Below are 26,028 nucleotides of genomic sequence, written 5' to 3'. Positions count from 1 at the left end.
TTAACTTGGCCGAACATCGGTAAGTTGATTAGATTACCTTGCCAACACCCATCTTTCATCTGGGGATAAGTCAAGGTGCGATATCGGTTACGGGCTTTAAACCTTGGCTTCCCGCTACGTTGGCCGTTGCTATCGCCTTTGCGGTTAATGCCACAGCTATAAATTTCGACCAATTCGTCAATGTAAATGTCTTCATGAGTCTCTGGCGTCGTTGTGAACATTTTCTCACCGAAGTCGGTTGATATAACTCAACCCAACTCTATTAAAGTCTGTCAATACTCCTCAAATCCTGACAAAGGACAAATGACGCTCCCCAGCCTTTAACTTTAATTTGTTCCACCGACTTATGAACGCTGTAGTTGATGAATAGTGATTTGCTGCGTATCCGCCGGAATTTCAAACCAGAAATCATTATCAAGAACAATTTCATAGACAAATTCCCCTAGACGAGTACTGCGCCACGTACTGACGATGGAGGCGTTTGGTTCCCACCGTTTAAGAGCCTTGATCACATCTTCTGGAACCGCACTCCGCTCAATTTCTTCGTCTACCTCAATAATTTGTCCATTGGGAGTGGAATCAACAACGAATTCAAAGCCTTGCTGGTTTTGACCCCTTAATTCATAAAGAATAGACCCATCTGGTTTCATTTCAATGTTTGCCCTTGTGGGTTCAGCACCCGTTACCGTTCGCACCGCCGCCATAACTGGAAGGGGTACATCCTCAAGGGTTATATCTCGTTCGATTCCGCCAAAGGTTTGGGCAAGCAAAACAGTTTGGGGATTAGGTATGGATTGAGCCTTTGCTTCACCCAGATTAATGGAGGAGGCAAGAATAGCCATCCCTGTCGCTATCACTATTCTCCACTCAGTCGTTGTACCAAAAATCATTAATTTTTTCGTTTTTTCTTTTTCTTCCAACCTTAAGTAAATACATAACCGAGATCTTTTTGTCAAGTCATAAATCTCTTGAAGATGACTCCAGTCTTGATACATTCACAATGGAGTAAATTTGTCAATAAAGCGGCTCCCATTATTACGAACTATGAACTTTTGGGTTGGTTATCGTCGGCGCGGCGCTGCTCAATTTCCTCCAGAAGTTGCTGCGCGGCGGTTTGCAGTTTACGGCGGTTATAGGCTTGGAATGTTTCCAGGGCGGCGCGGGTAAGGGTTTCGGCTTGGTTTAGGGGTTCCCAGATGTGCGATATCTCGTCTCTAGATTCGGTGCATTCTGTCCATTTTATCGGGTCAATTCGTAAGTAAGCGCGGGCGATATCCAGGGTTTCTTCCGCACTATCAACGGTTTGTCCGAGTTGGCGGAGGTGGGTTAAGCCGAGGGTGTAGTTTGTTTGAAATTGGTTGATTTGTTCCGATAAGTTAAAATCATCCGCCGGAAGTTGGTGGAAGCGTTCAGCGTAGATGAGGGCGAGGGCGATGCAATCATACCCCTGGTTCTTTTTGTAGTCGTTTTTTGTATTAATTTGTATGCTTTGGCGTATGTTTTCTTCGGCTTGGCTGAGAAGGGTGAGGGCGGCGGTGGTGTCGGAGGTAGTTTGGGCGAGGAGGCGTTGGGTTTTGCAAATGTATCTGTAACTTCTAGCCGTGCGTTCATTGTGACCGATTTGCTGGTATAAATCACGGCTTTGTTGGTGATGTGCGATCGCCTCTTCATATTTCCCCCAATCCTGATAGATTCTACCAAGCTGATAATAGGCTAAAGCGATCCTGGGTTGGTCATCTAGCTGCTGGCGAATGGCTAAATCCTTTTGTTCACTCTCTATCGCTTTCTCATATTGTCCCCAGTTTCGATAACAATCTGCTAGCCAGTACCACGAATCAGCGACATCCTTCTGTTTGTCTAATTGCTCGTAGAGTTCAAGGCTTTGTTGGTGATGTGCGATCGCATCTTCATATTTCCCCCAATCCTGATATATTCTACCGAATTAAAAATAGGCATCAGCGATATTGGGTTGGTCATCTAGCTGCTGGCGAATCGCTAAATCTTTTTGTTCACACTCTATCGCTTTTTCATATTTTCCCCAGTTGCGATAGCAAACAGCTAGCCAATACCACTTATTAGCCACATTCTGCTGTTTGTCTAATTTCTCATAGAGTTCAAGGCTTTGTTGGTAATGTGCGATCGCGTCCTCATATCTCCCCCAATCCTGATAGATTCTACCCAACTGATAGTAAGCTAAAGCGATATCTGATGGGTCATCTAGCTGCTGGCAAATGGCTAAACACTTTTGTTCACACTCTATGGCTTTTTCATACTGTCCCCAGTTTCGATAGCAATCAGCTAGCCTGTACCACAGAGAAGCAACATCCTGCTGTTTGTCTAATTGTTCATAGAGTTCAAGGCTTTGTTGGTGATGTGCGATCGCGTCTTCATAGTTGCCCCAATCCTGATAGATTCTACCCAACTGATAGTAGGCATCAGCGATATTGGGTTGGTCATCTAACTGCTGGCGAATGGCTAAATCCGTTTGTTCACACTCTATGGCTTTTTCATATTGTCCCCAGTCTCGATAGCAATCACCTAGCCAGTACCACTGATTAGCGACATTCTGCTGTTTGTCTAATTGCTCATAGAGTTCACGGCTTTGTTGGAAATGTGCGATCGCGTCTTTATATTTCCCCCATTCCTGATAGATTCTACCCAATTGAAAGTAGGCACTTGCGATTCTGGGTTGTTCATCTAGCTGCTGGCGAATCGCTAAATCCTTTTGTTCACACTCTATCGCTTTCTCATACTGTCCCCAGTTGCGATAGCAAGCAGCTAGCCAGCTCCACTGATTAGCGACATCCTTCTGTTTGTCTAAATGCTCATAGAGTTCAAGGCTTTGTTGGTGATGTGCGATCGCCTCCTCATATTTGCCCCAATCCTGATAGATTCTACCCAATTGATAGTAGGCTAAAGCGATTCTGGTTTGGTCATCTAGCTGGTGGCGAATGGCTAAATCCTTTTGTTCACACTCTATGGCTTTTTCATACTGTCCCCAGTCTCGATAGCAAGCAGCTAGCCAGTACCACGAATCAGCCACATCCTTCTGTTTGTCTAATTGCTCATAGAGTTCAAGGCTTTGTTTGTGATGTGCGATCGCCTCCTCATATTTCCCCCAATCTTGATAGATTTTCCCTAGTCCCCAATAAGTCGTAGCGATTCCCATTTGATCTTCAAGGTTTTGGCGTATTGCTAATGCTGCCTGATGATACTCTATTGCTTTTTCATACTGTCCCCAGTTGCGATAGCAATCAGCTAACCAGTTCCACTGATTAGCGACATCCTGCTGTTTATCCAATTGCTCATAGAGTTCAAGGCTTTGTTGGTGATGTGCGATCGCCTCCTCATATTTCCCCCAATTCTGATATATTCTACCCAATTGAAAGTAGGCACTTGCGATTCTGGGTTGTTCATCTAGCTGCTGGCGAATCGCTAAATCCTTTTGTTCACACTCTATCGCTTTCTCATACTGTCCCCAGTTGCGATAGCAAGCAGCTAGCCAGTACCACTGATTAGCGACATTCTGCTGTTTGTCTAATTGCTCATAGAGTTCACGGCTTTGTTGGAAATGTGCGATCGCGTCTTCATATTTCCCCCATTCCTGATAAATATAACCAAGCTGAAAGTAGGCTAAAGCGATTCTGGGTTGGTCATCTAGCTGCTGGCGAATGGCTAAACATTTTTGTTCACACTCTATCGCTTTCTCATACTGTCCCCAGTCTCGATAGCAAACAGCTAAGTTGTACCACATATCAGCGACATCCTTCGGTTTGTCTAATTGTTCATCAATTTCACGGCTTTGTTGGTGATAATACTCTATTGCTTGTTCATATTTTTCCCAGCTTTGATAGGTTCTTCCGATATGATAAAGAGCGAGTGATTCACCTTTAGGCTTGCAAACCTCTCTCGCTATCTTCAACACCCGATCAAAGCAGTCAATTGCCTGTTCATATTTCTCATGTAATCGGTAACAAATACCCCAATTTATCCAGAAACTCATCAAAGCCGTTGGCTCAATATATGCCTCTAGCTTTTCAAAGCAGGCTTGATACTTATCAACCGCTTGGTCAAACTTTTTCACTCCCTGATAAGCCGCAGCCAGTGACCAATCAATATAAGCCTGAATCCCACTGTTATTTTGCCCTATTATCTCTTCTAAAAGAGAAATGGCTTGGTCATACTGATCACTTCGCAGGTAAGACATCGCGGTGAGAAAAGTTAATCCCATTAACCCACCACTCTGATTTTGTCGCGTTACCTCCAAAGCTGGGGTCATTTCTTCCCCTAATTCCTCCACTAAACCCTTAATACAACAAAACAGCATCGGTTCTAACTGATTAACAATCTCCGTCACACAATCTACTAATCCCGCCCCCGATTCACCACAAGCCACATATAAAATAGCTGACTGTGCTTTTACTCGTCGTTCCGCTATTTCTTGCGCCTCATCAACTCCTTGGCGCAAATAACGGATTACTTCCCCTTTCTGATTAAATCGTTCAATTTGTCGCAGTAATCTCAATATTTGTTTAATCGTTTCATTCTCCAACTCCTCATCCAATCTAAAACAGGTCACACCTAACTTCTCAATCACCCTTGACCGAATCCGGCTATTCACCTCCACTTCCGCCACAATCTGACCCGCAAATAGCAATTCTTTCAATATCGAGTCTGATTCACACCAGGAAATAGTCCCATCTTCCGCCAAAACTAACCACTGTAAAATCGTCTCACTCGATGAACTATTTTTAACCTGAATTTCTCCCTCTCCCAGAACAGGTTGATAGTCCTCCAACCCCTTAAACAACCGTTCCACTAACCGATTCACCCGCTTCGGACTATGAATTCCCAAATATCCCAACGCCAATAAAATCGGTTCTTGCCAACGCGCATCATCCTGATGTTTCTGGATAATTTCCAGAATCTCACTCACCTCATTATCGGCAATATACCGCGCCACAAAATACTCCTCAAAGGTTAAATGCATAAACCCATAAACATTGGGCGCACGTTCGACAAATAACCCCGTCGTTTCTCGTACCCGCCGCAAAAACTCCTGTACGGCTTTTTTCACACTATCGGCTTCCGCATCTTCATCATTTAATTCTGCCAATTTTTTCCCTAACTGCGCTTCCGCTTCCGCTTGGGTAATTAACCCCGATGGTTTCTCCTCATGCATCCAATACGCCAGGGGTGCTAAAAGTTCAATCACCTCACTTTCCCGCAACATCACCTGGGGCGCATCCGGTAAATTCTTACTCAATTGCCAATCTTCTATCAACGTTTTCACCGCCAACGCATACAGTTCCACCCGTCGATTGGGGAGGCGCGACCCATTGCGATGAATTAATGCCAAAATGGTTAATAATAGGGGATTTCCGGTGAGGCGTTTGACTCCTTCATTCCCTTGAATTGCCTCTAACAGTTCCCCAGCTTCTTTCTCGGCGTCTCGTCGCCAAACCTCCTCAGTTTCCTCTGGTTTCTGTGCTTTTTCAATCGCCAAACACCAACAACCCAGGAATCGCTCCACCTGCTCAAATTCCATCTGAGTAATGGTAAACTGGGTAAAGCGACTGCCTAATTTCACATCCCGATAGCCAGCAATCCGGCTGGTAATCACATATTTGTTATCGGGATAATCAGTAACAAACGCCTCAATTTGTTTAACAATCTGCTGACGGCTAGTCTGATTAAACACCTCATCCAAACCATCCAGCAGCACCAAACATTCACCCTGACGCATCTTTTCACATAGTAATTGGGTGATATTTGTATTGTGGGAATGGGATTGACCTAACCCCCCCAGCCCCCCTTCCCTGCAAGGGAAGGGGGGAGTAAAACTTTCTCTTTCTTGTTCAGCTTCTTGGCGTTCTGCTCGTTTGAAGGGTGGCGGAGGGGGGATCTCATTTCCATCAGATTGAACTTGTCCAGCCTCTTGAAGTTCCCCCCTTTTGAAGGGTGGCGGAGGGGGGATCTCATTCCCATCAGATTGAACTTGTCCAACCTCTTGAAGTTCCCCCCTTTTGAAGGGGGGCGGAGGGGGGATCTCATCGGAGAGACAAGGAGAATCATCGGAAGTAATATTCGCCCTTTGGACATTTTCCCCCTCATCTCCCAAATTGCCAACATCCGCTTCCCACTGCTGATAAAACTCCTCCAAAAACGCCAACAAACTCAACTCCGGCTGTTTCACCAACCGTTCCGCATAATCCGCAACTCGTAAAAATACCGGGAAACGAGTATTCCCCAATGATTCAGGAGTAGTGACTAAAGATTGGGAAAATTCCTCCTTATTTCCTGCATTCCCAGACGTACCCTGAGACGCGCCATGGCGCGTCTCTACATTTTCCACCAAAACCTCTACCTTCCCATCCCGTTGCGCCATGGCAAAATGCAGCGCCAGATATCGCAAAAGTGTGGTTTTCCCCGCCCCCGGATCACCTAAAATCACACTATATTGACACCTCCCCACCGCCTCCGCCAAATCCACCTTATGCGTCACCGTCTTCGTCATCATTTCCGACGGCGCAAACTCCATCCCTCTGCGACTCTCTGCGCCAACCTCAGCGTACCTCTGGGTTTCAAAGCTTAACTTACTCCTCCCTGTAAACTCCGTCACCTGCTGCTGACGTTCCGCCTTGAGAGACACATAAACTTGATCCAAAAAAATATCAACCTGGCGCTGTACTTGCATCACGCCACTCATTTTCAGATAGGAATTCTCGGCAATTAAACTCTCCAAATAGGGATAAAGTAGCGGATTCAACGGCGGACGAGTGGTAAACTGCACCACCTTCTCCCGCCAATCCCAAAAATCCGGCGCATAACCGCGAAACGTATCAATAAAATCTCGCTTATTCAGCCAAAATATCAGCACAATCTCCCGTGAAAATAGCGCCTCTCGCCCCAAATTCAATCGTTTCAGTTCCTTCAGTATCCGGGGACGAGGTAATTGTTCAATCCCAAACGCCATAATGACTGGACGTTTGGATTCGTCTTTGGCGTCTGGGTTAACCGGGATTCTCTTGTCTAAAGCATAGAGAAACGCAATCAGCGACTCTTGACTATAAAAGAAGTTCTCAACCTGAAATTCATCGGGGTTGAGGACAGATTTTAATTGTTCGACGACGGGATGATTGGGGGCGCTTTCGGGGGTGATGGCAAATACAATGGTCGTCCCGTCAGACAATTCTAGGGTGGTGACTAAATCATCTAAGGTTTCCTGGTCAGGTTGATTTAGATTGTTGATGTCGATTGCCATGGTCAATCCGTCCTGATGCTTAGTCTGATTGTAGATGATTTTGTTAGTAGTAGGCACTTTAGTGCCTTAAAATGCTTGATTTCTCAGCACTAAAGTGCTGACTACGAACAGGTTCATAACATTTCAAGCTGTTGGTGGGTTACGGCGGATATCTAATTAAATGGTTATCTCCTCAATTAAATACCGCCTAACCCACGATGGCGGCGTGGCACTTATTTTGATTTGAGATGATTGGTTTGGGTGAGGTATTGGGGTTTGATGTTTTTTTAACGCCGAGGGAAGCACAAGAATTGAGAGGAATTTGATACCCGGTTACGCCAAGTTATAGTTCCCCTTCTCCCTTGATGGGAGAAGGGGTTAGGGGATGAGGGTGGAAATGTATTTAATTGTAGGTTAGGTTGACGAAGAAAACCCCACAAAATATCGGCTGATGATACAAACGGGTAGCGTACATTAGTGATAGGGCGCACGTCGGTGCGCCCCTACGTAAGGGGTTTGCGGTTGGATTAAAATATGTGGTAATCCGAGATTTTATCTGATGACATTTCAAGATGTTGGTGGGTTACGGCGGATATCTAATTAAATGGTTATCTCCTCAATTTAACACCGCCTAACCCACCCTACTAGACTGACACAGCTAAAATTGTGGAATAGATTGGTTCGTAGTGAGGGCTTTAGCCCTCTCCAGATAGGCTAAGAAGAACTAAAGTTCTCACTACAAACAAAGCCCTATTTTAAGTGGGTCACGCCACTACTAGACTGACACAGCTAAAATTGTGGAATAGATTTTACGGTTAGAATGGGCGCACACCGTGCGCCCCTACAATTCTAATCCACCAATTAAGGTGTGCCACGCTACTACGAATGACGAATGACAAATGACGAATGACGAATGACGAATGACGAATGACAAATGACAAATGACAAATGACCAATCACCCTTGAGTCGCTTGCCATCGCTGTAAGTCTTCAATCAATATCGGATTGACATCAAACCAAGGATTCTGATTTTCATCGTAATAGCCTAAAACAAATTTATTTTGTAGGAGTTCATCGCTAATCACAAATTCTCCTTTATTTGGCAAGGTATGGGTTTTTGTGGTTAATCGTCCAGTTCGGTGAATTGCGGCTAATTCTGGAAACTGGTAATCACTAATCGTATAGGCTTGTCGTTCTTCTTTCACCGCTTGTTCCGCAATAGCTTGATCCACAGAGGTGGCTTTCTTTTTCACCGCCACTTGACAGGCTGTTCGCCCTAAACGAATTAAATCTCGCATGACTCCCCCACTTTTTTCACACAGTAGTTCTAATGCTTCTGGAGTAAATAAGTCCTGGGTATTGTAATTTGTTAATCGCGCTAACCGCTTTTCAATCACCTGTTTCAATATCTGTCGCCCCATCTGATCCGGCTGGGTTGTAGGGCATAAATTGGCGTCACATTCAAATACGGGAATATTTGCCAAGTCTAAACAGTCTTGAAATCGCTGCATCGGTTGGCGAAAACTGGGAGAATACCGCAGGGAAATGGGTATGGTGTAAATAATATGACAATCCAGTTCTGTCAGCAGGGGACTGGCAAACATTTCTAAGGCGGTCATCTGATCATGACGATCCAATCCATCGACAATCACTAATAGTTTTTGCTTTCTATCTTTTTCCGCTGCTTGAATAATTGCATTCACTTTAGCGATAATTTCACTTAACAGTGGACGAATATTCAAGCTTCTCGTCATTTCTCGGGTTAGCCCTAATTTTAGGGTCATGCCCATTTTAGTCAGCAGATCAGGTAGGGCGAGTCCTTCAACAGAGTTGGTTTTATCTTGATAAATAACAGTTTTGAGGCTATCTTCTAACTCCTTGAGTAAACGGTCATCTTTGCGTGACCACCAGCCCGGTTTAATCGCTTGACGACAAATTTCTTGACCAATTAAGACCACGACTTCGGCATAACCGATATTATAACGGTCAAGGGCGGTGGCGGTGTCAATCCAGATGACGGTATAGTTATTAGCTAAACACTGTTCAACGCGGTGTAATTCTGTGGTTTTCCCGCTACCTGTGTGACCCGATAGTAAAAATTGGGCGGGGTCATCTTCCATTTCTAAGGCGTTGACTAAATCTTCAACGGGACTATCCGATCGCGAAACATAAAAATCCCGAATATCTTCAGGCTTTTCTAGCGGTTCTTCAGGTTTAAACAGTTGATAAACGGGTTTCCAAAATTTTGAGTTAGTCATTGGTTAAAAAAGAGGGAACTCTTAACAGGGAACAGGGTATTCATCATTTGGGCGGGGCGGGTTTAGTGACATTAGGGCGGAAAAAAACGATAGTTGTGAAACCCGCCCCTACATAATCATGGATCATTCATCTTCCCCTGATCCCAGACGTGCCATGGCACGTCTCTACACTTCCCTAATACAATTCTTTGATACAATTTTATGTCGCCCCTGTTAAACCCCTCCATACCTATGCCCGTTACGGTTGTCACCCTGAAGCAAATCGAAACTCAACTCGATTTAATTATCACCCGCCCACCATCGGGATTGTTCCTGAAAGGGAATATCCAGGTTCCCGGTGATAAATCTATCTCCCACCGTGCTTTAATGTTGGGGGCGATCGCGCAAGGGGAAACCCGCATCCAGGGACTCCTATTGGGGGATGATCCCCGCAGTACCGCCCGTTGTTTCCAAGGGATGGGCGCAACTATCTCGGAACTGAACGCCGACGAGGTTATCGTTAAGGGCGTGGGTGTGGGAGAATTACAAGAACCTCTGGATATCTTAAATGCAGGCAACTCTGGGACGACTCTGCGGCTGATGCTGGGACTTTTAGCTTCCCAGCCTGGACGCTTTTTTACGGTAACCGGGGATAATTCCTTGCGATCGCGCCCCATGTCTCGTGTGGTTCATCCTCTGCAACAAATGGGGGCGCAAATCTGGGGGCGGGGGAATGGTTCATTAGCGCCTCTGGCAATTCAGGGACAACAGCTTAAGCCGATTCATTACCATTCCCCGATCGCTTCTGCCCAAGTTAAATCCTGTATCCTATTAGCGGGGTTAATGGCACAAGGGGAAACAATCGTAACAGAACCTGCGTTGTCTCGTGACCATAGTGAACGGATGCTTAAAGCATTTGGTGCTAAAATCACCGTTGACCCAGACACCCACAGTGCTACAGTCACGGGTCCAGCGCAACTCCAGGGACAAACGGTGATTGTTCCCGGTGATATTAGTTCCGCCGCCTTTTGGTTAGTGGCTGGGGCGATTGTCCCGGATTCTGACTTATTAATTGAAAATATCGGTGTTAATCCCACCCGCACGGGTATTTTAGACGCCCTGGCGATGATGAATGCGGATATTCAGTTGGAGAATCAACGGGTAGTAGCGGGAGAACCTGTTGCTGATATCCGTGTTCGTTATAGTCGCCTCAACGCTTGTGAGATTTCTGGGGCGTTAATTCCCCGTATGATTGATGAGATTCCCATTTTGGCAGTTGCGGCGATTTTCGCCCAAGGAACCACAGTAATTCGCGACGCCGCAGAACTTCGGGTCAAAGAAAGCGATCGCCTTGCAGTTATGGCGTCTCAGTTAAACCGAATGGGCGCAACAATTACAGAACTCCCCGATGGATTGGAAATCACTGGGAACACTCCGCTAACAGGCGCAGAAGTTGACAGTCATACCGATCACCGGATTACCATGAGTCTTGCGATCGCGTCTCTAAACGCCCAAGGAATCACCACCATCCACGGTGCTGAAGCTGCAACCATTTCCTATCCGGACTTTACCACCACCTTACAACGTCTCTGCAATCAAGACTCTCCTGCATAAGTGTTGAGTATGTAGGTTCTGCTGAATTAGTATAGCTTCCCGATAAATTCAGCAAGCCCTATGTAGGGGCGGGTTTAGGGACTTTCTTGTCACGATTGATAATAACGTTTGTACAAAACCCGCCCTGACCCATCTGCAGGGGCTGACTTTTCACGGGACGTCTGGAAACCCGCGAAAATCTGGGCGGGTTTAGTCACTTATGGATGCAATCGAAAAGGTAATAGTGAAACCCGCCCCTACACATTGAATCACCCCCATCACCCCCTCACCCAGCTTCCTCCGCATCCCAAACACCCCTGCTAACAGTCGTCTAGCGGGGGAGTATGTCAAAATGTCGATGTAACAGACAATCAGATTATCTTCTGATTGGGAAACAGGGTGTACTAGAATATCGTATTCACCCTAAGTCAGGTTGGAGGGCAAGATCACCAATTTTTTGGCGGAGGCGCTATATTGTTAACTCTTGCATTCTACGCCACTATCGGTATGAACTATACTTTGGCACAATTGGTCAAATAACTCCCCTAGAATAGTTTTTTTACTAAAAACGTTGGACTTATGCGCCCAAATAACCAGACATTGCGTTTACAACTGAATCACTACCGCTCCTATATTGCCATTTCCTGCGAGGATATGGAAGTTGGGTTTTGTACGCCAGAATTTGCGGCGAAGATGGTGGAAATCTTTAATGAGTACGAACGACTCCACGAAGAAAATGAAATGTTAAACAAAGCCTTAAAACTAGCCTGTATCGAGTTGCTTAAACAAGCTGGGATTAGCATGAATCATTTGGACAGGCGCATCCAGGACTATCTGGACAAAGCTAAACGTCCGGAACATGGAACTCGTGCGATCGCGTTCTTACTCAGAGAACGGCAGCAAGCTCTCGATATCAGTAATCGAGAATTTGTTCGGTTTTGTGCCTCTTACAAATTAGCACCGCAACAACTTAAAGATATTTTCCAAGGTAAAGATATTCCAGATAGCCAGCTTAAGTCATTATCCCGAATCTTGGGAAAATCCGTGGAAGAGTTAATTGAAGTACGGGATGGATTCAGTGATAGCGAACTGAATCGACTAGCACGCATCTTGGGAACGTCCAATGAAGATTTGGCTCAGGTATTTAGCAGTTAAAAATTGTTCATGGGTTCCTCAAAATTATATCCTTGAGCGAAGCCAAGGATCGGTCAGGGCGGGTTCTGCACTAACATTACCATCAATAGTGACCAGAAAATCCCTAAACCCGCCCCTACAAATCAGGTTCCCCGAAGGTGATGAAGGGTCAAACCCTTACATAAACGAATGACGTAGCTTGCTTCTCGCGAAAGCGAGTTCCCCACCGTTAACTTTAATTGTCCCCACCTACTTAACGCATGATACCGGGAAGTACAACACCCACTTGATTGTTAAAAATTTCCATGTCCCGTTGATCATTTTCATCAAAACTGGCTTTAAAATACTCAGGAACTTGGGGCCACTGGGATGGATCATATTCCGTCGTATCATCAGTGTGACGTTTATTCACGAGTTGGGTAACAGCTAAGAGTTCACCATCACAACTTAAAACAGGCATACATAACAGACTACAGGTCCGATAATGGGTTTTGGCGTCTGTTCTGCGGGCGATATCAGAATCAGGATGTTCGTAGAGGTCAAAGGGAATGTTTAAGGGTTGACCCGTTTGGGCAACTTTTCCAGCAAATCCCTCTCCTAAAGGTACTCGTGTTTCCATTAAAGAACCATCGGCTTGGGGAATTTTTGTCCATAATTCCTGAGTTGAGTAATCAATTAACCAAAGGGTGGTGCGATCCGCATGGGTGAGTTGTTTGGCGGCTTGCATCACCGTTTGGATGACTTCTTCAGCATTTCCACCACTACTGCTACTGACTAAACTAATCGCTTGATAGAGGGGATCGATCGCCTTGCGTTGTTCCTGAAGATTGCGGATTTCCCGGTGAAAGGCTTGGAAGCCTTGCAGAATGGGCAATGTGGATGCCATACGTTCATGCAATTTCTGGGCATCGGCTTGGGTAAAGCCATTGATTTCGATGGTTTCGGATAACGTTCCCCCCGATTCATAGGTAAAGAGGAATTTGTTAAATGACCGAATAATCGCAATCACTTTCCCTTTGGAGTCCACCACTGGGAATAACAACATGTTTTCCACAGTGTTGATCGCGTCGGGTTCTAAACCCATATGGACTAACAGATCATTCAGTTTACTGGGGTTTTTGCTGGCTTTGACTGAACGCGATTCAACCATTTTACTGGCGATTCCTAGAGTGGCAGATACCCGAATTTCTTGAGCATTTAGGGTTCTGGGATTCCAGACTAATGACCAAAAGATGCTTTGTTCGGCATCCAGGAGAAAAATTGTGGTCTGTTCCGCGCCCAAGAGTTTGTTAATCGAGTTGGTGACAAAGCTCAACGTATAATACAGGGCATTGTAGAGCGCTTCATCACTCTGATCGGCAACGGAATTACTGAGAATTGCTAGGGTATTATAAACAGATTCTTTTGGCTCAATTTGAGCAAGCTGTTTTAGGGTCTCATGAGTCTTGACGAATTGCAGGATTACACCCACTCGTTCGTTAAAGACTTGCATAGACTGGCGGTCATTTTTATCAAAACTCGCTTTAAAGTAGCTGGGAACGTGGGGCCACTCGTCTCGGTTATACTCTGGATGATCCCCAGGTTTGCGCTTGTTGATTAATTGGGTTACGCCTAATAATTCCCCATCTGGACTGACAACGGGCATACAGAGGAGGCTACAGGTGCGGTAGCGGGTTTGTTCATCGGTTTTCTTGGCATTTTCTGCACTGGGATGATCGTAGAGATCGAAGGGGATAATCATCGGTTGGCGGGTTTGCGCCACTTGACCCACAAAGCCAACCCCAACATCACAGCGAACCTCTCCTTTCCCTGGAAGTTCCGTCCACAAGTCGCCGCGATCGCGATCCACTAACCATAAGGTACTGCGATCGGCGTTCAGCAGCTTCTTGGCGGTATTCATTACCCGTTGCAAAATCGCCTTAGTATCTAAGTTAATCTGATCGAGCGATCGCGTGGCTTCGGCTAAGGCGGCTGTCGCCCGCAGCTTCTTCATTACCTTGTAACAGGATTGGCAACTTTCCAAAATCCGCCGCACCGGAACCACGCATTTTGCCAACCGTTCTAAGTCTAGGGTGGTGAATCCTTTGGGTCGTTTGTCGGATTGCTCATCGCCCGGTAACTTATTCAGTAACTGAATTACCGCAATCACTTCTTGGCTTTCACTTAAGATCGGAAATGCCAAGATATTCTCGGTGCGGTAATTATATTTTTTGTCAAATTCCTTAACCAGCGCGGCGCGGGGATCTTCATAAACGTTGTCGGGAATATGGATAACTTTTTTATCCTGAGCCACATGACCCGCTATCCCTTCCCCGACTCGCACCTGAATATCCAGAAATTCACCTTCTTCATTCTCCGCCACTAATGACCAGAGTTCTGTCTTCTCGTCATTGAGTAAGAAAATGGTGGCGCGATCCGCACCCAGTAATTCGCCGACTTTCGAGGTAACATCGCGCAGCACCTCATAAAGGGCTTGCGCCGAACCTTCATCCTCGGATTCTGTATCGGCTTTGGATAAGATTTCCACCTGGGAAACCAGGAGTTTGCGTTCTAATTCGGCTAAGGCTTTGAGAAATTCCGAGTCGCCTGGTTCTAAATCAGCTTGGATGGTTTTTAAAGCCTTATTGACCCATTCTTGGTTAAATACCGATTCATAGATGCGATTGTGAATCCTAACTTTTCCTTGATGCTTGAGGATTAACCCCATCATCCGCAGTTCCTTCTGTTCGGAACTGTCATTGGCGATCGCTTCTCCCTGTTGGAGAATTCGCTGATACACCTGCAACAGCTTCAGACTGCGGTGTTTGCGTCTGAGTAAGCGATCGCGGATCGTCTGCAAATGCATCAGTTCCGGTTGTTCTTCCCAATTCTCAATCCAGTGCGATCGCACTAAGTTTTCCACCCATTCCGCTTCCGTTCCTTTCGACGGCGCATCCGGCGCTTGGGCGATTAAGCGACAAAGCTGCTGGGTGAGGAAGGGTTGTCCTCCTGTCCATTTCAGCACCTCAACCAGCAATCGTTTATAGTTTTGTGATTTAGCTTTTAATCCTCTGGCAATTTGTAATCCGCTACTCGCACTTTCTGGATAATGGGACTGTTCAGATAAATTTGAAATCATAGTGCAACCTGGTGTAAACGCCTTGGCAGCTTGCCTTCTCTTGCTAGTCGGGTGGTGATTAGGGTTCAGGAGCTGTGATCAATCTCTATGGACTATCTCAGATGCTACCTTACCGATGGCTCAAATTAGACTCTACCGATCTCAAGATCCTTATCTAAATAATATTGACAATAATACTAAATTATGGTTGCTCCTGAATAGACTTTACTCTATTGGTAGGAATTTGGGGAGCTGGGGGAGTTCGTTCAAAACTTGGTCAGGATGGGTTTTGTACAAACGTGATCATCAACAGCGAGCAGAAAATCCCTAAACCCGCCCCTACACACTCAACACTTACCCAGCGACCCAATCAATCACAGGACCTTTGGGTACAATGCGAGTGGGATTAATGTGGGGATGACTCTTGTAATAATGTTGCTTGATCTGGTCAAGGTTGCAGGTATCGCTAACGCCCGGTTGCTGATAGAGATCTTTGAGATAATTTCCTAGATAGGGATAATCACTAATTCTACGTAAGTTGCACTTAAAATGCACGTAGTAAACGGGGTCAAAGCGAAACAGGGTAGTAAACATACACCAATCCGCTTCCGTGATGCGATCGCCACACAGATAAGCTTGCTGGGATAGCACCCCTTCCCAATAGTCTAGTGCTTCAAAAAGTTCGGTTACCGCCTCGTCATAAGCCGTCTGAGTCGTAGCGAACCCAGCGCGGTAGACACCATTGTTGATTGGTTGGTAAATTCTGTCAATCGCGCGATCGATTTCCTCTTGCAGATGATCGGGATAGAAGCTAACTTGAGATTTCGCGATCGCCTCAAACTCCGTATCGAACATGCGGATAATTTCACGGGATTCATTATTCGCGATCGTATTCTTTTCTTTATCCCAAAGCACAGGGACTGTCACTCGTCCCGTACAGTTTTGGTCTGCTTTTAGATAAACCTCTCGCAGATAACGAGCGCCATGAACCGTATCCGGGATACAACCGGGAGCCTCAGAAAATTCCCATCCATCTTCATCCATAAACGGGTCAACAATGGACAGGCTAATCGCCTCCTCCAACCCCTTCAATTTCCGCATAATCAGCGTGCGGTGCGCCCAAGGACAAGCCAGAGAGACATAGAGATGGTAGCGTCCAGACTCAGCTTTAAACCCCGTAGAACCATCCGCACTCACCCAGTTACGGAACATAGTCGGATTTCGCTTAAATCGCCCCTCAGGGTCTTGCTGGTAAGGTTCCTTCGTCCATTGTCCATTCACCAGCATTCCAGTTGCCATATTTTCTTTCTATTCCAATCTATTTGTTAGTTAATTATCCCAAATTTTGGTTTTTCAATTCTCTATTTCATCATTTTCTTTATATTCTTAAAAAAAATTAATCTTTATTAGTCCCTGGTAACCCGCGTCGGTAGGATAAGTAGTCGGACACAAGAAAACAGCACGCCTACTATAGCAACCGCCATAGCGGTTAGGACACATCATTTATGTAGAGACGCGCCATGGCGCGTCTCTACAATGGTGCCGAAAGTCCTAATCGATGTGTCTACTGCTATAAGTTTTGTAAACAAGCCTTAAACCCTTACAAAAAATCCTTACAAAGGACGTAGCTTGCTTCTCGCGATAGCGAGTATGACGATCCCCACCGTTAACTTTAATTGTACCCACCTACTTAGTGCTTTTGTCCTCCTTCGCCCTTGGTGATGCTCAAAAAAATCGGCAAATGACCAAAGACGAAGGAGCAATTTAGCGTTACTCTTCCGTACTAAGGATTTGCGGCACTTTAAAAAAGTCCCCATCTTGGTCAGGAGATTCTGCCAATAAAGCATCCCGCGCCGGATACCGTTGAAGTTGGTCAGGTCGAGTCACATTACTAACATCAATAGCTCGGGTCGTTGGCGGAACATTTTCCGTATCTAATTCACTAAGCTGTTGAAAGTATTCCAAAATGCTATTAAGCTGCGGCAAAAATTGCTCCTCTTCTTCAGGAGTCAACTCCAAACGTGCCAGATTAGCGACTTTGCGAACTTGTTCTAGGTCAATCATGGTTGTTGATTGTTATTTTTTGATTATTCCCTAGTCAATGACAAATGACAAATGACGAACACTAAAAATAGATATCAATAGCTGAACGCCCACTGGTTTTCAGCCAGTTTTGCGCTTCCAAGTAGTTATTGGGAGCCAGACGAATAGCTCGTTTCCAATAGTCGGCGGCTTGATCAAACAACTTTTCTGCAGCTTCATCATTTCCCGCTTCCTTCTCCTTCTCACCTTGGAAATGGTAAATGACAGCAACATTATTCAGCGCTTGGGGGAGACGGGGATTAGAGTCGAGGGCTTTCTGATAGTACTCTAATGCTGTCTCATGCTCACCGTTGCTGGTGTAAATCAACCCCATATTGTACAGAATCAGGCTGCGGTCATAGGAATCTTCTTCTAACTCCAACGCTTGCTTGTAATTATCCAAAGCTTCAGCATATTCGCCATCTCCCTGAGCCGACATACCATCTCGGTAATAGACGAACGCTTCTTTCGCTCTCTTGTTGGTGGGCAAAACCTTAAGAATGAGATCTGCCATTACCGTGAAGGTTTTGTCAACAAAGTTATCGTTACGCTGTGTTCGTGGCATAGTTGCTTCCCAATTATCCCGGTTGTCAATTATCGTAGCGTGTCTGGGATGCACTCGATCAGACGAATAAGGTTTAATGAAACAAAAAGCGAAGCATCCTCTGGTTCCCCCCTTTTTAAGGGGGGCTAGGGGGGATCTCTGATTAAGTAAGGGTTTCAGCCTTAAGTTGATACCAATGACGGAGCGTGCGCCCCTACGGTTGGCAGGCGAGGCGTACAGCAGAAATAACTGAACAGCGAATACCTCCCCTATCTATGAATCGTCCCATCGGGCAAAATTGTCCCTTGGAGACTAGCACCCTCTAGGGTAAAATCATCTAAAACTGCCCCTGTCAGGTTAGCTTTGTTCAGATGAGCGCCTTCCAATCTAGCACCTTTGAGATTAGCGGCTTGGAGATTTGCGCCTGTAATATTCGCCCATCTCAAATCTGTTCCCTCTAAATCGGCGGTGCCCAGATTTGCCCCAAACAGATAAGCACCACCCAAATGAGCCTGACTCAGATTAGCCTTTTCCAAATCAGCTTGGTAGAGGTAAGCACCAATCAATTCGGCTTCATGGAGATTCGCATCGGTAAGGTTAGCCCGGTTAAGATGGGCATGAATCAGGCTGGCGTCACTGAGGTTACTGCGTCTCAAATTAGCTTCATTGAGCATTGCGCCTTTTAAGTTTGCCTCTCTGAAGTCGGTGCCAATTAAATTAGCATGACTCAGATTAACGTTCATCAACTTAGCGCCTCTGAGATCAGCCCCGATTAAGTTAGCATGGCTTAAATCAGCATAGCTGAGTTCCGCTTGCATCAGATGAGCGCTGACTAAGGAAGCTTCGATGAGATTGGCGTCAATCATACAAGCCAGACTCAGATAAGCAAGGCTCAGGTTTGCTTTTGTCAGATTTGCCGTGATTAAATTAGCGGATTCTAACTGCGCCCCTTTTAGGTTAACGTGCTTCAGGTTAGCGCCTCTGAGGTTAGCGCCTTCTAGGTTAGCCTCGCTCAAATCAGGTTCTATGGTGTGATGCCGATTTCTCCATTTAATCCAGCCCACTGGACCTTGTTGAAGTAATTTCAGATGCTCTAAATTTGCCATTCGCGTCTCCCGCTTTACCGTTCACTCTTAATCTATTGCCGATTTCTATATGAAAATTTCCTGTCTGATGCGGAACCTTATTTTCGTGTATGTCCTCGACTGAGGAACCGCTCTCTCTTAAATTTTTAAACATTCACCTCACCTATTGTTCAATGGAAAGGGGCGGATGGCAAGATGGCGGATACTGTTTCAGTTCGACAACGCGGGTGATTAGACAGCTATGGCGATTGAAATCGCTGCTACACAAACAAAGTCCGCCTACGCGGACTAAACTATAATAGGGGCAAAAAACTCTGATTTAGGATTATTATTGATCAAGGGAGGTTTACAGTTACAAGATAAATAGATTTTAAAGAGTTTAATTAATATGACTCAATCTCTAGCTATTTCTCAAGCCATTACTAATATGGCTCAACTTCAGCAGCGGTTTACACTGAACCCAGCCGACAGTGATCTCTTTTTTCCGGAGTGGCATGATAATTTACCAGAGTTAACCGAAACAGAACGAGCATTTCTGAATAAGATTAAACGCCGCTTTGTGCGCCATCGAATGCAGGGGGAGTTGGCGGAAGCAACAGTCAATATGCTGATTGTTGCTCACCTGTTGGAGTTGGCAGGGTTGTATGATGAACCGTTTTTAATCACTAATGAGTATTCCGTAGACGTTGTGCTAGAGGAACGAGATGAAAAGCTACGGGGTCGGATTGATACATTAGTGTTTCAACGGCAGTTTTGGAGTGCGGTAATAGAATCAAAGAAGTCGATTTCCTTTGAAGCCGGAATTCCTCAAGCGTTGGCTTATATGATGACAACTCCTCAAAGTGATAAACCGCTTTATGGGATGATCACCGATGGAGGGTTGTATATGTTTATTAAGCTGGTGAACCGAGACCCAGCTATCTATGATTTTTCTGATGTCTTCTCCCTGTTGTTATTGCGACAGAATAAGCTTTATGATGTGCTACAGGTATTAAAGCGATTGGCAAGTGTTCTGCAAGAGAGTTAAACAACTATCTTGGGGGAAATCCGGTTGAATTTTTTCTGCCTTTGCTCCCTCTGCTTCCCCAGCTCCCCCAGCTCCCCCAGCTTCCCCTGCTCCCCCAGCTTCCCCAGCTCCCCCAGCTCCCCCAGCTCCCCCAGCTTCCCCAGCTCCCTCTGCTTCCCCAGCTCCCCCAGCTCCTCTACTTTACTCCTTCCCACCAGCGCCGGGATGTTCTCGCCCAGGAACGCTCTCCAGTGCTGTCAGCGCCGCTTGTGAACCTGCCAGAATATCCCGTTCTTCACCGCCCAAATAGAGGCGTCCAAAACTGCCGACGGCGGAAATTTGCAAGATATTAATTAAGGCGGCTTTCTCGGCTTCATTAGCGGCTAAAGCAGCATAAGCGGCTGGTGCAACTTCTAAAACATACAGAGTTTGTCCTGCCAAAATCATCTGTCCCCGTCGGGTACGATTAATCAGTTGAGTTTGGTGGGGGTCAATATTGCGAATAATTTGGCTAGAGACAACTCGCGGTTTAAGACGTTCTCGTTCACCGACGCCTAGGGCGGCTAAAATCGCTTTCCCCGCCGCCCTGGTTTCGCCTTGTTTATTCGCATGGACTTCCAGAACCCCATAGAGTCGTTCCACCATCTGCACGGCTGGGCGTACAGAGGTCGATTTGAGCGCCACATCGGTAATCCGGTTAATTTCGATACCGGGTGAGATTTCAATCCATAGCGACGTATCCCCAGGTAATGGCAAGAATCCTAGCGCCACGGTCCCCATATATGCTGCGTGCTGCGGCTGTAAGCTATCGATATAGACGTAGGATCGCAATTCTATAGCCAAGGTTATTTCTCCGTAGATTGGGGGTCATAAGGCTGGAATAAGCAACATTTGAGTTTACCTGAAAACGTTAGCGATCGCGATTTTTCCTGGAAAGTCGCTAAACCTAGTCCAAGAAGGCAGAAATAACTGAACAGCACTATTTCCCCCAGCTTCCCCAGCTTCATCGTATCTACGAAGCTGCTCAAGTATTTCCAAGGGCGCTGCACTAGGGAGAGGTTCGCTCCAGGGGTGTGGGAAGGGGTCTGATATCAAATCCGGTTAAACTAATCTCACTAAAAGCGGACTGGATTATAAAGGGGGTAGTAAACCTAGATCAGGGCAAATGACAAATCGCCAAAATGCTAAAATCTTCTCCCAGCTTGCTAAATTACTCAATTCGGGTATAAATCTACAGCAAAGCTTAACCCTGGTGGGAAATGATTTAAACCCAGCCGTTAAACGCTATTTACAAAAAGTGAGTCTCGCTGTTGGTTCGGGTCAAGATTTCGCCACCGCCTTAACCTGTGAACGCCGTTATTTTAACCGTTGGACGATTAGCTTAATTCGTTTAGCTGAATATAGCGGTTCTCTCCCCCAAACCTGTCAAATCCTCGCCGAAGATGCTGAAACGCAAGCGAGACAGGAACGATTATATGGGTCGGTAAAACGTTCAGCTATAGCGACAATTTGGGGATTTTTGGTGTTAACGGCGGCTATTTTTAACCCCAATGCAACAGGAATTATTAAACCAGAGTTTTGGTTAAGAGGGTTGGCGATCGCACTGCTATTATGGGTGATGATCGTCCTAGTGTCTCACTTTTCTAGTCCCTTTTGGCTGCAACTGGTGAGACGATTACCTATTTTCGGGCAAATCGTGCAGGCGCGATCGCTCCTTTATTTAGCTAAGTTACGATTACCGTTAAGTTGTGGGGTTTCCATCCTCACCGCCTTGGATTTACTGCGAGAACATATCCCAGATACAGTGATGAAAGGCAAACTCTCTTGGGCTAGGCGGCGCGTTCGCATGGGTCAACCATTGAGTCAGAGTCTCCAGGGTAAATTACCCGCAACAGCGCTACAGATGATTAGCACCGGGGAAGAAAGCGGAACCTTGGATCAGACGCTGGAAACCTTAGCCCAACACTATGACAGCGAATTAGAACAACGACTGCGATCGCTACAGGTTAGTTTACGAGTTTTAAGCCTGGTGGTGATGGGCTGTTTGGTGGCGGTGGTGGGTGTGCGAGGGATATCTGTGCTGTTGGATTCATTCCCAGAGTGAATTCAACGCAGAGGTACGCAGAGGGAAGCGCAGAGGTACGCAGAGGGTTTCGGGGGATTGGCTCAAAAGCGCGATCGCATAATCTGAGGTCAAGAACTGTATAGTCCTAGAATAGTCAGGTGTTGTTGAGTTTTTTATTCCTAATTTTAAAATGAGGGGATTATGTATATTAACAAAATCACAATACAGAATATTCGTTCAATCCAGTCTTTTTATTGGTCTATTTGGACGTCCAAATGTGCTGGATGGCATGTCATTATTGGTGATAACGGATCTGGTAAATCAACATTGCTACGTTCTATTGCTCTAGCACTTGTCGGACCGACTGAAGCAGTTGCTTTGCGGCAAAATTGGAATGATTGGTTAACGAAAAAACGCGCAAGGGGATATATAGAGCTTTCATTATCCGATGACAAAAAGTTTGATAAGTTTTCTGGAAGGGGTAGACGTATCGAAAATTACTTCCTGCCAGTTAGGTTGACATTACAGCAAAAAGAAAATGATGTTATTCTACAATATCCCAAGATAAATAATTTTGATCCAATGCGATTTGTATGGGGTGGCAAGTCAGGTTGGTTTTCGGCTGGGTTTGGTCCCTTTCGACGCTTCAGGGGCGGCGATAAAGATTATGATAAGCTTTTCTACTCTAATCCTAAATTAGCTGCACACTTATCGTTGTTTGGTGAAGATGTGGCTCTAACTGAATGTTTACAGTGGCTGCAAGATTTACAATTCAAGAAACTGGAAGGTGATCCAGAAGGAAACCTAATTGATTCAGTGAAAGAGTTTGTGAATCAAAGCGAATTTCTGCCGCATCAAGCGCGTCTGGAACACGTTTCTTCTAAAGGTGTTGAATTTGTTGATGGCAATGGTTGTCGATTGCCCGTTGAGGAATTGAGTGATGGGTATCGCTCGATTTTAAGCCTAACCTTTGAACTGATTCGTCAACTTACTCGAGTTTACGGCTATGAATCTATTTTTGATTCCAATGACAAAACAAAAATTATTCCTCCTGGTGTTGTCCTCATCGATGAAATTGATGCTCACCTTCATCCTACCTGGCAACGGCGAGTCGGGATTTGGTTTCGAGAACATTTTCCCAATCTTCAATTTATTGTCACAACCCATAGTCCTCTAATTTGCCAAGCCGCAACCGTGGGAACAGTCTGGCGTTTACCTAAACCAGGTAGTAACGAATCAGGGGGTATGGTAACGGGAAAAGATTTAGATCGCTTACTTTATGGTAATGTCTTAGATGCTTATGGTACAGAAGCATTTGGTGCAGATGTAACGCGATCAGACGAATCCAAAAAACGGTTAAAACGGTTGGCTGAGTTGAATCGGAAGGAACTCTGTGAACAACTCAGTGAAGATGAGCGAAATGAACAAAAAAAACTGCGGGCAATGATGCCAACTTCACCCCATAAAGTATGCTAATAAGATGCTCATTGGATAGAAAAAACCTATAAAAATATAATTTATAGGAGCCTGTTTTACGATAACATGAGCGTGGTACATCTAAATTGGATGAATGACGATCACATCCAAAAACCGTAGGGGCGCAAAGCTTTGCGCCCGATTCAATGGTCAAATCTATTCCACAATTGTAGCTGTGTCAGTCCAATACAGTGCGATAGATACTCCGAATGAATAAATCAGCCCTAATCTGAAGTGTCACAACAATGATACGGCTTCCACATCAAAATTTACCTAAAACGGCTCAAAAACAATTAAATGTATGGCAAAACGAGATTAACTGTTTAGAAGATTACGCCGAAAGAGTTGCTCAGGGAAAAAAAGCATTTGCCAGACGTAACAAACTAACAAATCCTACCTTTCGCCAAGTGCGTCAAACTTTAACCCAAATGTGTTGTGGCGCTTGTCGCTGTGGTTATTGTGAAGATTCTGTCGCTGATGAAGTAGAGCATATTAAACCAAAGGATCTATATCCTGAAGCTGTTTTTGTCTGGGAAAATTATTTATATGCTTGCGGTCAATGTAATGGCGGCAAAAATAATAAGTACGCTGTTTTTTCGGATAAAACGGGTCAACTGAGGGAAATTGCGCGAAGACGGGGCGCTCCGGTAGTGGAGCCAGAACAGGGAGAGCCAGTTCTTATCGATCCGCGAAAGGAAGATCCGATGGATTTTCTGGAAATTGACTTAATTGATACGTTCTATTTTTTGCCTAGATATTCTCTAGATTCAAAAGGTTATCAACGAGCAGACTATACGATTGAAGTATTACGCTTAAATGACCGAGACTATCTAGTTGAAGCCAGAAAAGAAGCGTTCTATAACTATCGGGCAAGATTGGGTGAATATATTAAGAAAAAGGAAACAGACACCCCTTCAGAGCTACTCAATCCGATGATTACAGCATTACAAAGAATGCAACATCCCACAATTTGGAAAGAAATGCAGCGTCAGCAACAGTTTATCTCAGAGTTGAAAGAGTTATTTGATTTAGCGCCAGAAGCACTCACTTGGTAGAAAGGAAAAAGGTTAATGAGGCTTGCAAAATAACTACAGGTATAATCAACTTATTACACAGTATGGCATGATATAAAGGCTATTGGACAAAGGACAAAAAACAAAGGGCAAATGACAAATGACAAATGCCCCTGTATCTGTTCTCAGCAATTGATTATCCGATCGCGTCTTGGGGTTGCTGCTGTACCAGTTCCTGCAATTTGTCCCGATGTTCCTTCGCCTCTGTATTGTTTGGGTTAATACGTAGGGCTTCATCAAAGGATGCGATCGCGTCATGATACCGTTCCAGCAGGGCGAGGGCGATTCCCCGGTTATACCAGCCCACCTCACTATCAGGCTCAAGTTCTAACATCCGATCATAAGAGTTCAAGGCGTCTGCGTAGCGATCTAAACGCAGTAAAGCATTCCCTCGCTTAAACCAGCCACCCGCATCATCAGGTATCAGTTGCACTACTCGGTCAAACACGGTAAAAATTGCCCAATCATCCCCGTCTAAGTTTTCGAGAATAATGCCCTTGTTGTACCAAGCATTAGCATTCTCTGGATTAATTAATAACACCCGTTCAAAAGCTTTGAGAGCGGTATTATTTTGCTCCATTTCCAGCAACGCCAGACCGCGCATGAACCAACCTGGCTCACTATTTGGATTAATGCGGACGACTTCGGCAAATGACGTTTCTGCTTCTGGATAACGTTCTAATTCCACCAGGATATAACCGCGATTGAACCACGCCCGTTCGTAGTCTGGATCGATGCGAACAGCTTGATCATAAGCCTCTAATGCCTCTTGATCACGTTCCAGCCGTCCCAGGGTAATTCCCCGATGGAACCAAGCCCAATCACTGTTAGGATTTACTTTCAAAGCTTGATCATAAGCAGCGAGAGCATCTTCAGGTTTGCCTGTATCATCTAAAGCCATACCTAAGCCAACCCAAGCCCCAACTAAACTGGGATCGAGTTCCGTGGCTTGATTGAACGCTGTAACGGCTTCTGGATACTTCTCCAAGCCATATAGAGCAAACCCGCGACCCATCCAAGCATCAGCACTTTCCCCATTGATTTCAATCGCTTGGTCATAAGCTTTAACGGCTTCAGCATAGTTTCCAGCTTTGATTAAAGACATTCCTTTATTGAGCCAGTTGACCAACTCTCTAGACGGAGTTTGAGCAATCTGAGGATTTTCCAGTTCCAGCATATAAGGATTTGGTGTACCCTCTGGACTGTACCGTAGAGTCGCTAGGGCAGAGGTTGAGGTGGAGACACTTGCTAAGAGGGTTAACTAACAGTCCGTAAATATCTAGACAATCATTGACATAACTAGACATTTTTGATGATATAATACAGGAATGTCTAGTTTAACTCCCCAAGAAGCAGCTACTCGACTTTGTGTGACGGTCTTGCACGTTGCACC

Annotated in this window: 18 protein-coding genes and 1 pseudogene; 6 read left to right on the top strand and 13 right to left on the bottom strand. The window is 45.4% G+C overall.

The window, feature by feature from the left end; genetic code table 11:
- The 5 genes and pseudogenes from RH949_RS27575 to RH949_RS27555 form a co-directional block, all read right to left on the bottom strand.
- A pseudogene (locus tag RH949_RS27575) lies at positions 1-221 on the bottom strand (hypothetical protein); the annotation flags it as partial.
- A 123-nt stretch (positions 222-344) separates the two neighbouring features.
- The gene (locus tag RH949_RS27570; RefSeq protein ID WP_232231608.1) at positions 345-956 is read right to left on the bottom strand and encodes a hypothetical protein; all 612 of its coding nucleotides are present in this window, start codon (positions 954-956) and stop codon (positions 345-347) included.
- An 86-nt stretch (positions 957-1,042) separates the two neighbouring features.
- A complete protein-coding gene (locus RH949_RS27565; RefSeq protein WP_446357656.1) occupies positions 1,043-1,933 on the bottom strand; it encodes a tetratricopeptide repeat protein in 891 nt (296 codons plus the stop codon).
- Between the two features lie 9 nt (positions 1,934-1,942).
- Positions 1,943-7,264 carry a tetratricopeptide repeat protein gene (locus tag RH949_RS27560; protein WP_446357654.1) on the bottom strand — a complete coding sequence of 1,774 codons (5,322 nt, stop codon included), beginning with the start codon at positions 7,262-7,264 and terminating at the stop codon, positions 1,943-1,945.
- Positions 7,265-8,199: 935 nt separating this feature from the next.
- Positions 8,200-9,501, bottom strand: coding sequence for a P-loop NTPase fold protein (locus RH949_RS27555; protein WP_446357652.1), 1,302 nt, complete (start codon positions 9,499-9,501; stop codon positions 8,200-8,202).
- 231 nt (positions 9,502-9,732) lie between these two features.
- Here RH949_RS27555 and aroA point away from each other — a divergent pair, with 231 nt between their 5' ends.
- Together aroA and RH949_RS27545 are read left to right on the top strand one after the other, a co-directional pair.
- Entirely contained in the window at positions 9,733-11,094 is a 1,362-nt protein-coding gene (aroA, locus tag RH949_RS27550; RefSeq protein WP_446357650.1) for a 3-phosphoshikimate 1-carboxyvinyltransferase, read from the top strand.
- A 558-nt stretch (positions 11,095-11,652) separates the two neighbouring features.
- On the top strand, positions 11,653-12,228 hold the full coding sequence (locus RH949_RS27545; protein WP_446357648.1) for a hypothetical protein: 576 nt from the start codon (positions 11,653-11,655) through the stop codon (positions 12,226-12,228).
- Positions 12,229-12,460: 232 nt separating this feature from the next.
- Here RH949_RS27545 and RH949_RS27540 read toward each other — a convergent pair whose 3' ends face one another.
- The 5 genes from RH949_RS27540 to RH949_RS27520 all read right to left on the bottom strand — a co-directional run bounded on the left by RH949_RS27540 (position 12,461) and on the right by RH949_RS27520 (position 19,036).
- A complete protein-coding gene (locus tag RH949_RS27540; protein ID WP_006098185.1) occupies positions 12,461-15,325 on the bottom strand; it encodes a GAF domain-containing protein in 2,865 nt (954 codons plus the stop codon).
- Between the two features lie 333 nt (positions 15,326-15,658).
- Positions 15,659-16,603, bottom strand: a complete 945-nt coding sequence (locus tag RH949_RS27535; protein ID WP_446357646.1) for a glutathione S-transferase family protein — start codon at positions 16,601-16,603, stop codon at positions 15,659-15,661.
- Positions 16,604-17,074: 471 nt separating this feature from the next.
- The gene (gene gatC / locus RH949_RS27530; RefSeq protein WP_006097789.1) at positions 17,075-17,368 is read right to left on the bottom strand and encodes an Asp-tRNA(Asn)/Glu-tRNA(Gln) amidotransferase subunit GatC; all 294 of its coding nucleotides are present in this window, start codon (positions 17,366-17,368) and stop codon (positions 17,075-17,077) included.
- A gap of 61 nt (positions 17,369-17,429) precedes the next feature.
- On the bottom strand, positions 17,430-17,951 hold the full coding sequence (locus tag RH949_RS27525) for a photosystem I assembly protein Ycf3 (protein WP_044204267.1): 522 nt from the start codon (positions 17,949-17,951) through the stop codon (positions 17,430-17,432).
- Between the two features lie 248 nt (positions 17,952-18,199).
- The gene (locus RH949_RS27520) at positions 18,200-19,036 is read right to left on the bottom strand and encodes a pentapeptide repeat-containing protein (protein WP_446357643.1); all 837 of its coding nucleotides are present in this window, start codon (positions 19,034-19,036) and stop codon (positions 18,200-18,202) included.
- A gap of 367 nt (positions 19,037-19,403) precedes the next feature.
- On the opposite strand from RH949_RS27520, the gene RH949_RS27515 reads away from it, so the two are divergent.
- A complete protein-coding gene (locus RH949_RS27515; protein WP_446357641.1) occupies positions 19,404-20,042 on the top strand; it encodes a type I restriction endonuclease subunit R in 639 nt (212 codons plus the stop codon).
- On the opposite strand, the gene RH949_RS27510 is transcribed toward RH949_RS27515, so the two are convergent.
- Together RH949_RS27510 and RH949_RS27505 are read right to left on the bottom strand one after the other, a co-directional pair.
- The gene (locus RH949_RS27510) at positions 20,039-20,236 is read right to left on the bottom strand and encodes a hypothetical protein (protein ID WP_446357639.1); all 198 of its coding nucleotides are present in this window, start codon (positions 20,234-20,236) and stop codon (positions 20,039-20,041) included. The genes RH949_RS27515 and RH949_RS27510 overlap by 4 nt on opposite strands.
- Entirely contained in the window at positions 20,223-20,864 is a 642-nt protein-coding gene (locus RH949_RS27505) for a hypothetical protein (RefSeq protein WP_044204270.1), read from the bottom strand. The genes RH949_RS27510 and RH949_RS27505 overlap by 14 nt, the downstream gene beginning before the upstream one ends.
- A gap of 322 nt (positions 20,865-21,186) precedes the next feature.
- Here RH949_RS27505 and RH949_RS27500 point away from each other — a divergent pair, with 322 nt between their 5' ends.
- The 3 genes from RH949_RS27500 (at position 21,187) to RH949_RS27490 (ending at position 24,617) form a co-directional block, all read left to right on the top strand.
- The gene (locus tag RH949_RS27500) at positions 21,187-22,125 is read left to right on the top strand and encodes a type II secretion system F family protein (RefSeq protein ID WP_446357636.1); all 939 of its coding nucleotides are present in this window, start codon (positions 21,187-21,189) and stop codon (positions 22,123-22,125) included.
- A gap of 162 nt (positions 22,126-22,287) precedes the next feature.
- Entirely contained in the window at positions 22,288-23,562 is a 1,275-nt protein-coding gene (locus RH949_RS27495) for an AAA family ATPase (RefSeq protein ID WP_446357634.1), read from the top strand.
- Between the two features lie 245 nt (positions 23,563-23,807).
- Positions 23,808-24,617, top strand: a complete 810-nt coding sequence (locus RH949_RS27490) for a hypothetical protein (RefSeq protein ID WP_446357632.1) — start codon at positions 23,808-23,810, stop codon at positions 24,615-24,617.
- A 154-nt stretch (positions 24,618-24,771) separates the two neighbouring features.
- Here RH949_RS27490 and RH949_RS27485 read toward each other — a convergent pair whose 3' ends face one another.
- The gene (locus RH949_RS27485; protein WP_446357630.1) at positions 24,772-25,812 is read right to left on the bottom strand and encodes a tetratricopeptide repeat protein; all 1,041 of its coding nucleotides are present in this window, start codon (positions 25,810-25,812) and stop codon (positions 24,772-24,774) included.
- Positions 25,813-26,028 lie beyond the last annotated feature (216 nt).

Source organism: Coleofasciculus sp. A1-SPW-01, from assembly GCF_040217205.1.
Classification (GTDB): Bacteria; Cyanobacteriota; Cyanobacteriia; order Cyanobacteriales; family Coleofasciculaceae; genus Coleofasciculus; species Coleofasciculus chthonoplastes_A.
This window is presented reverse-complemented; position numbering and strand designations above follow the sequence as displayed.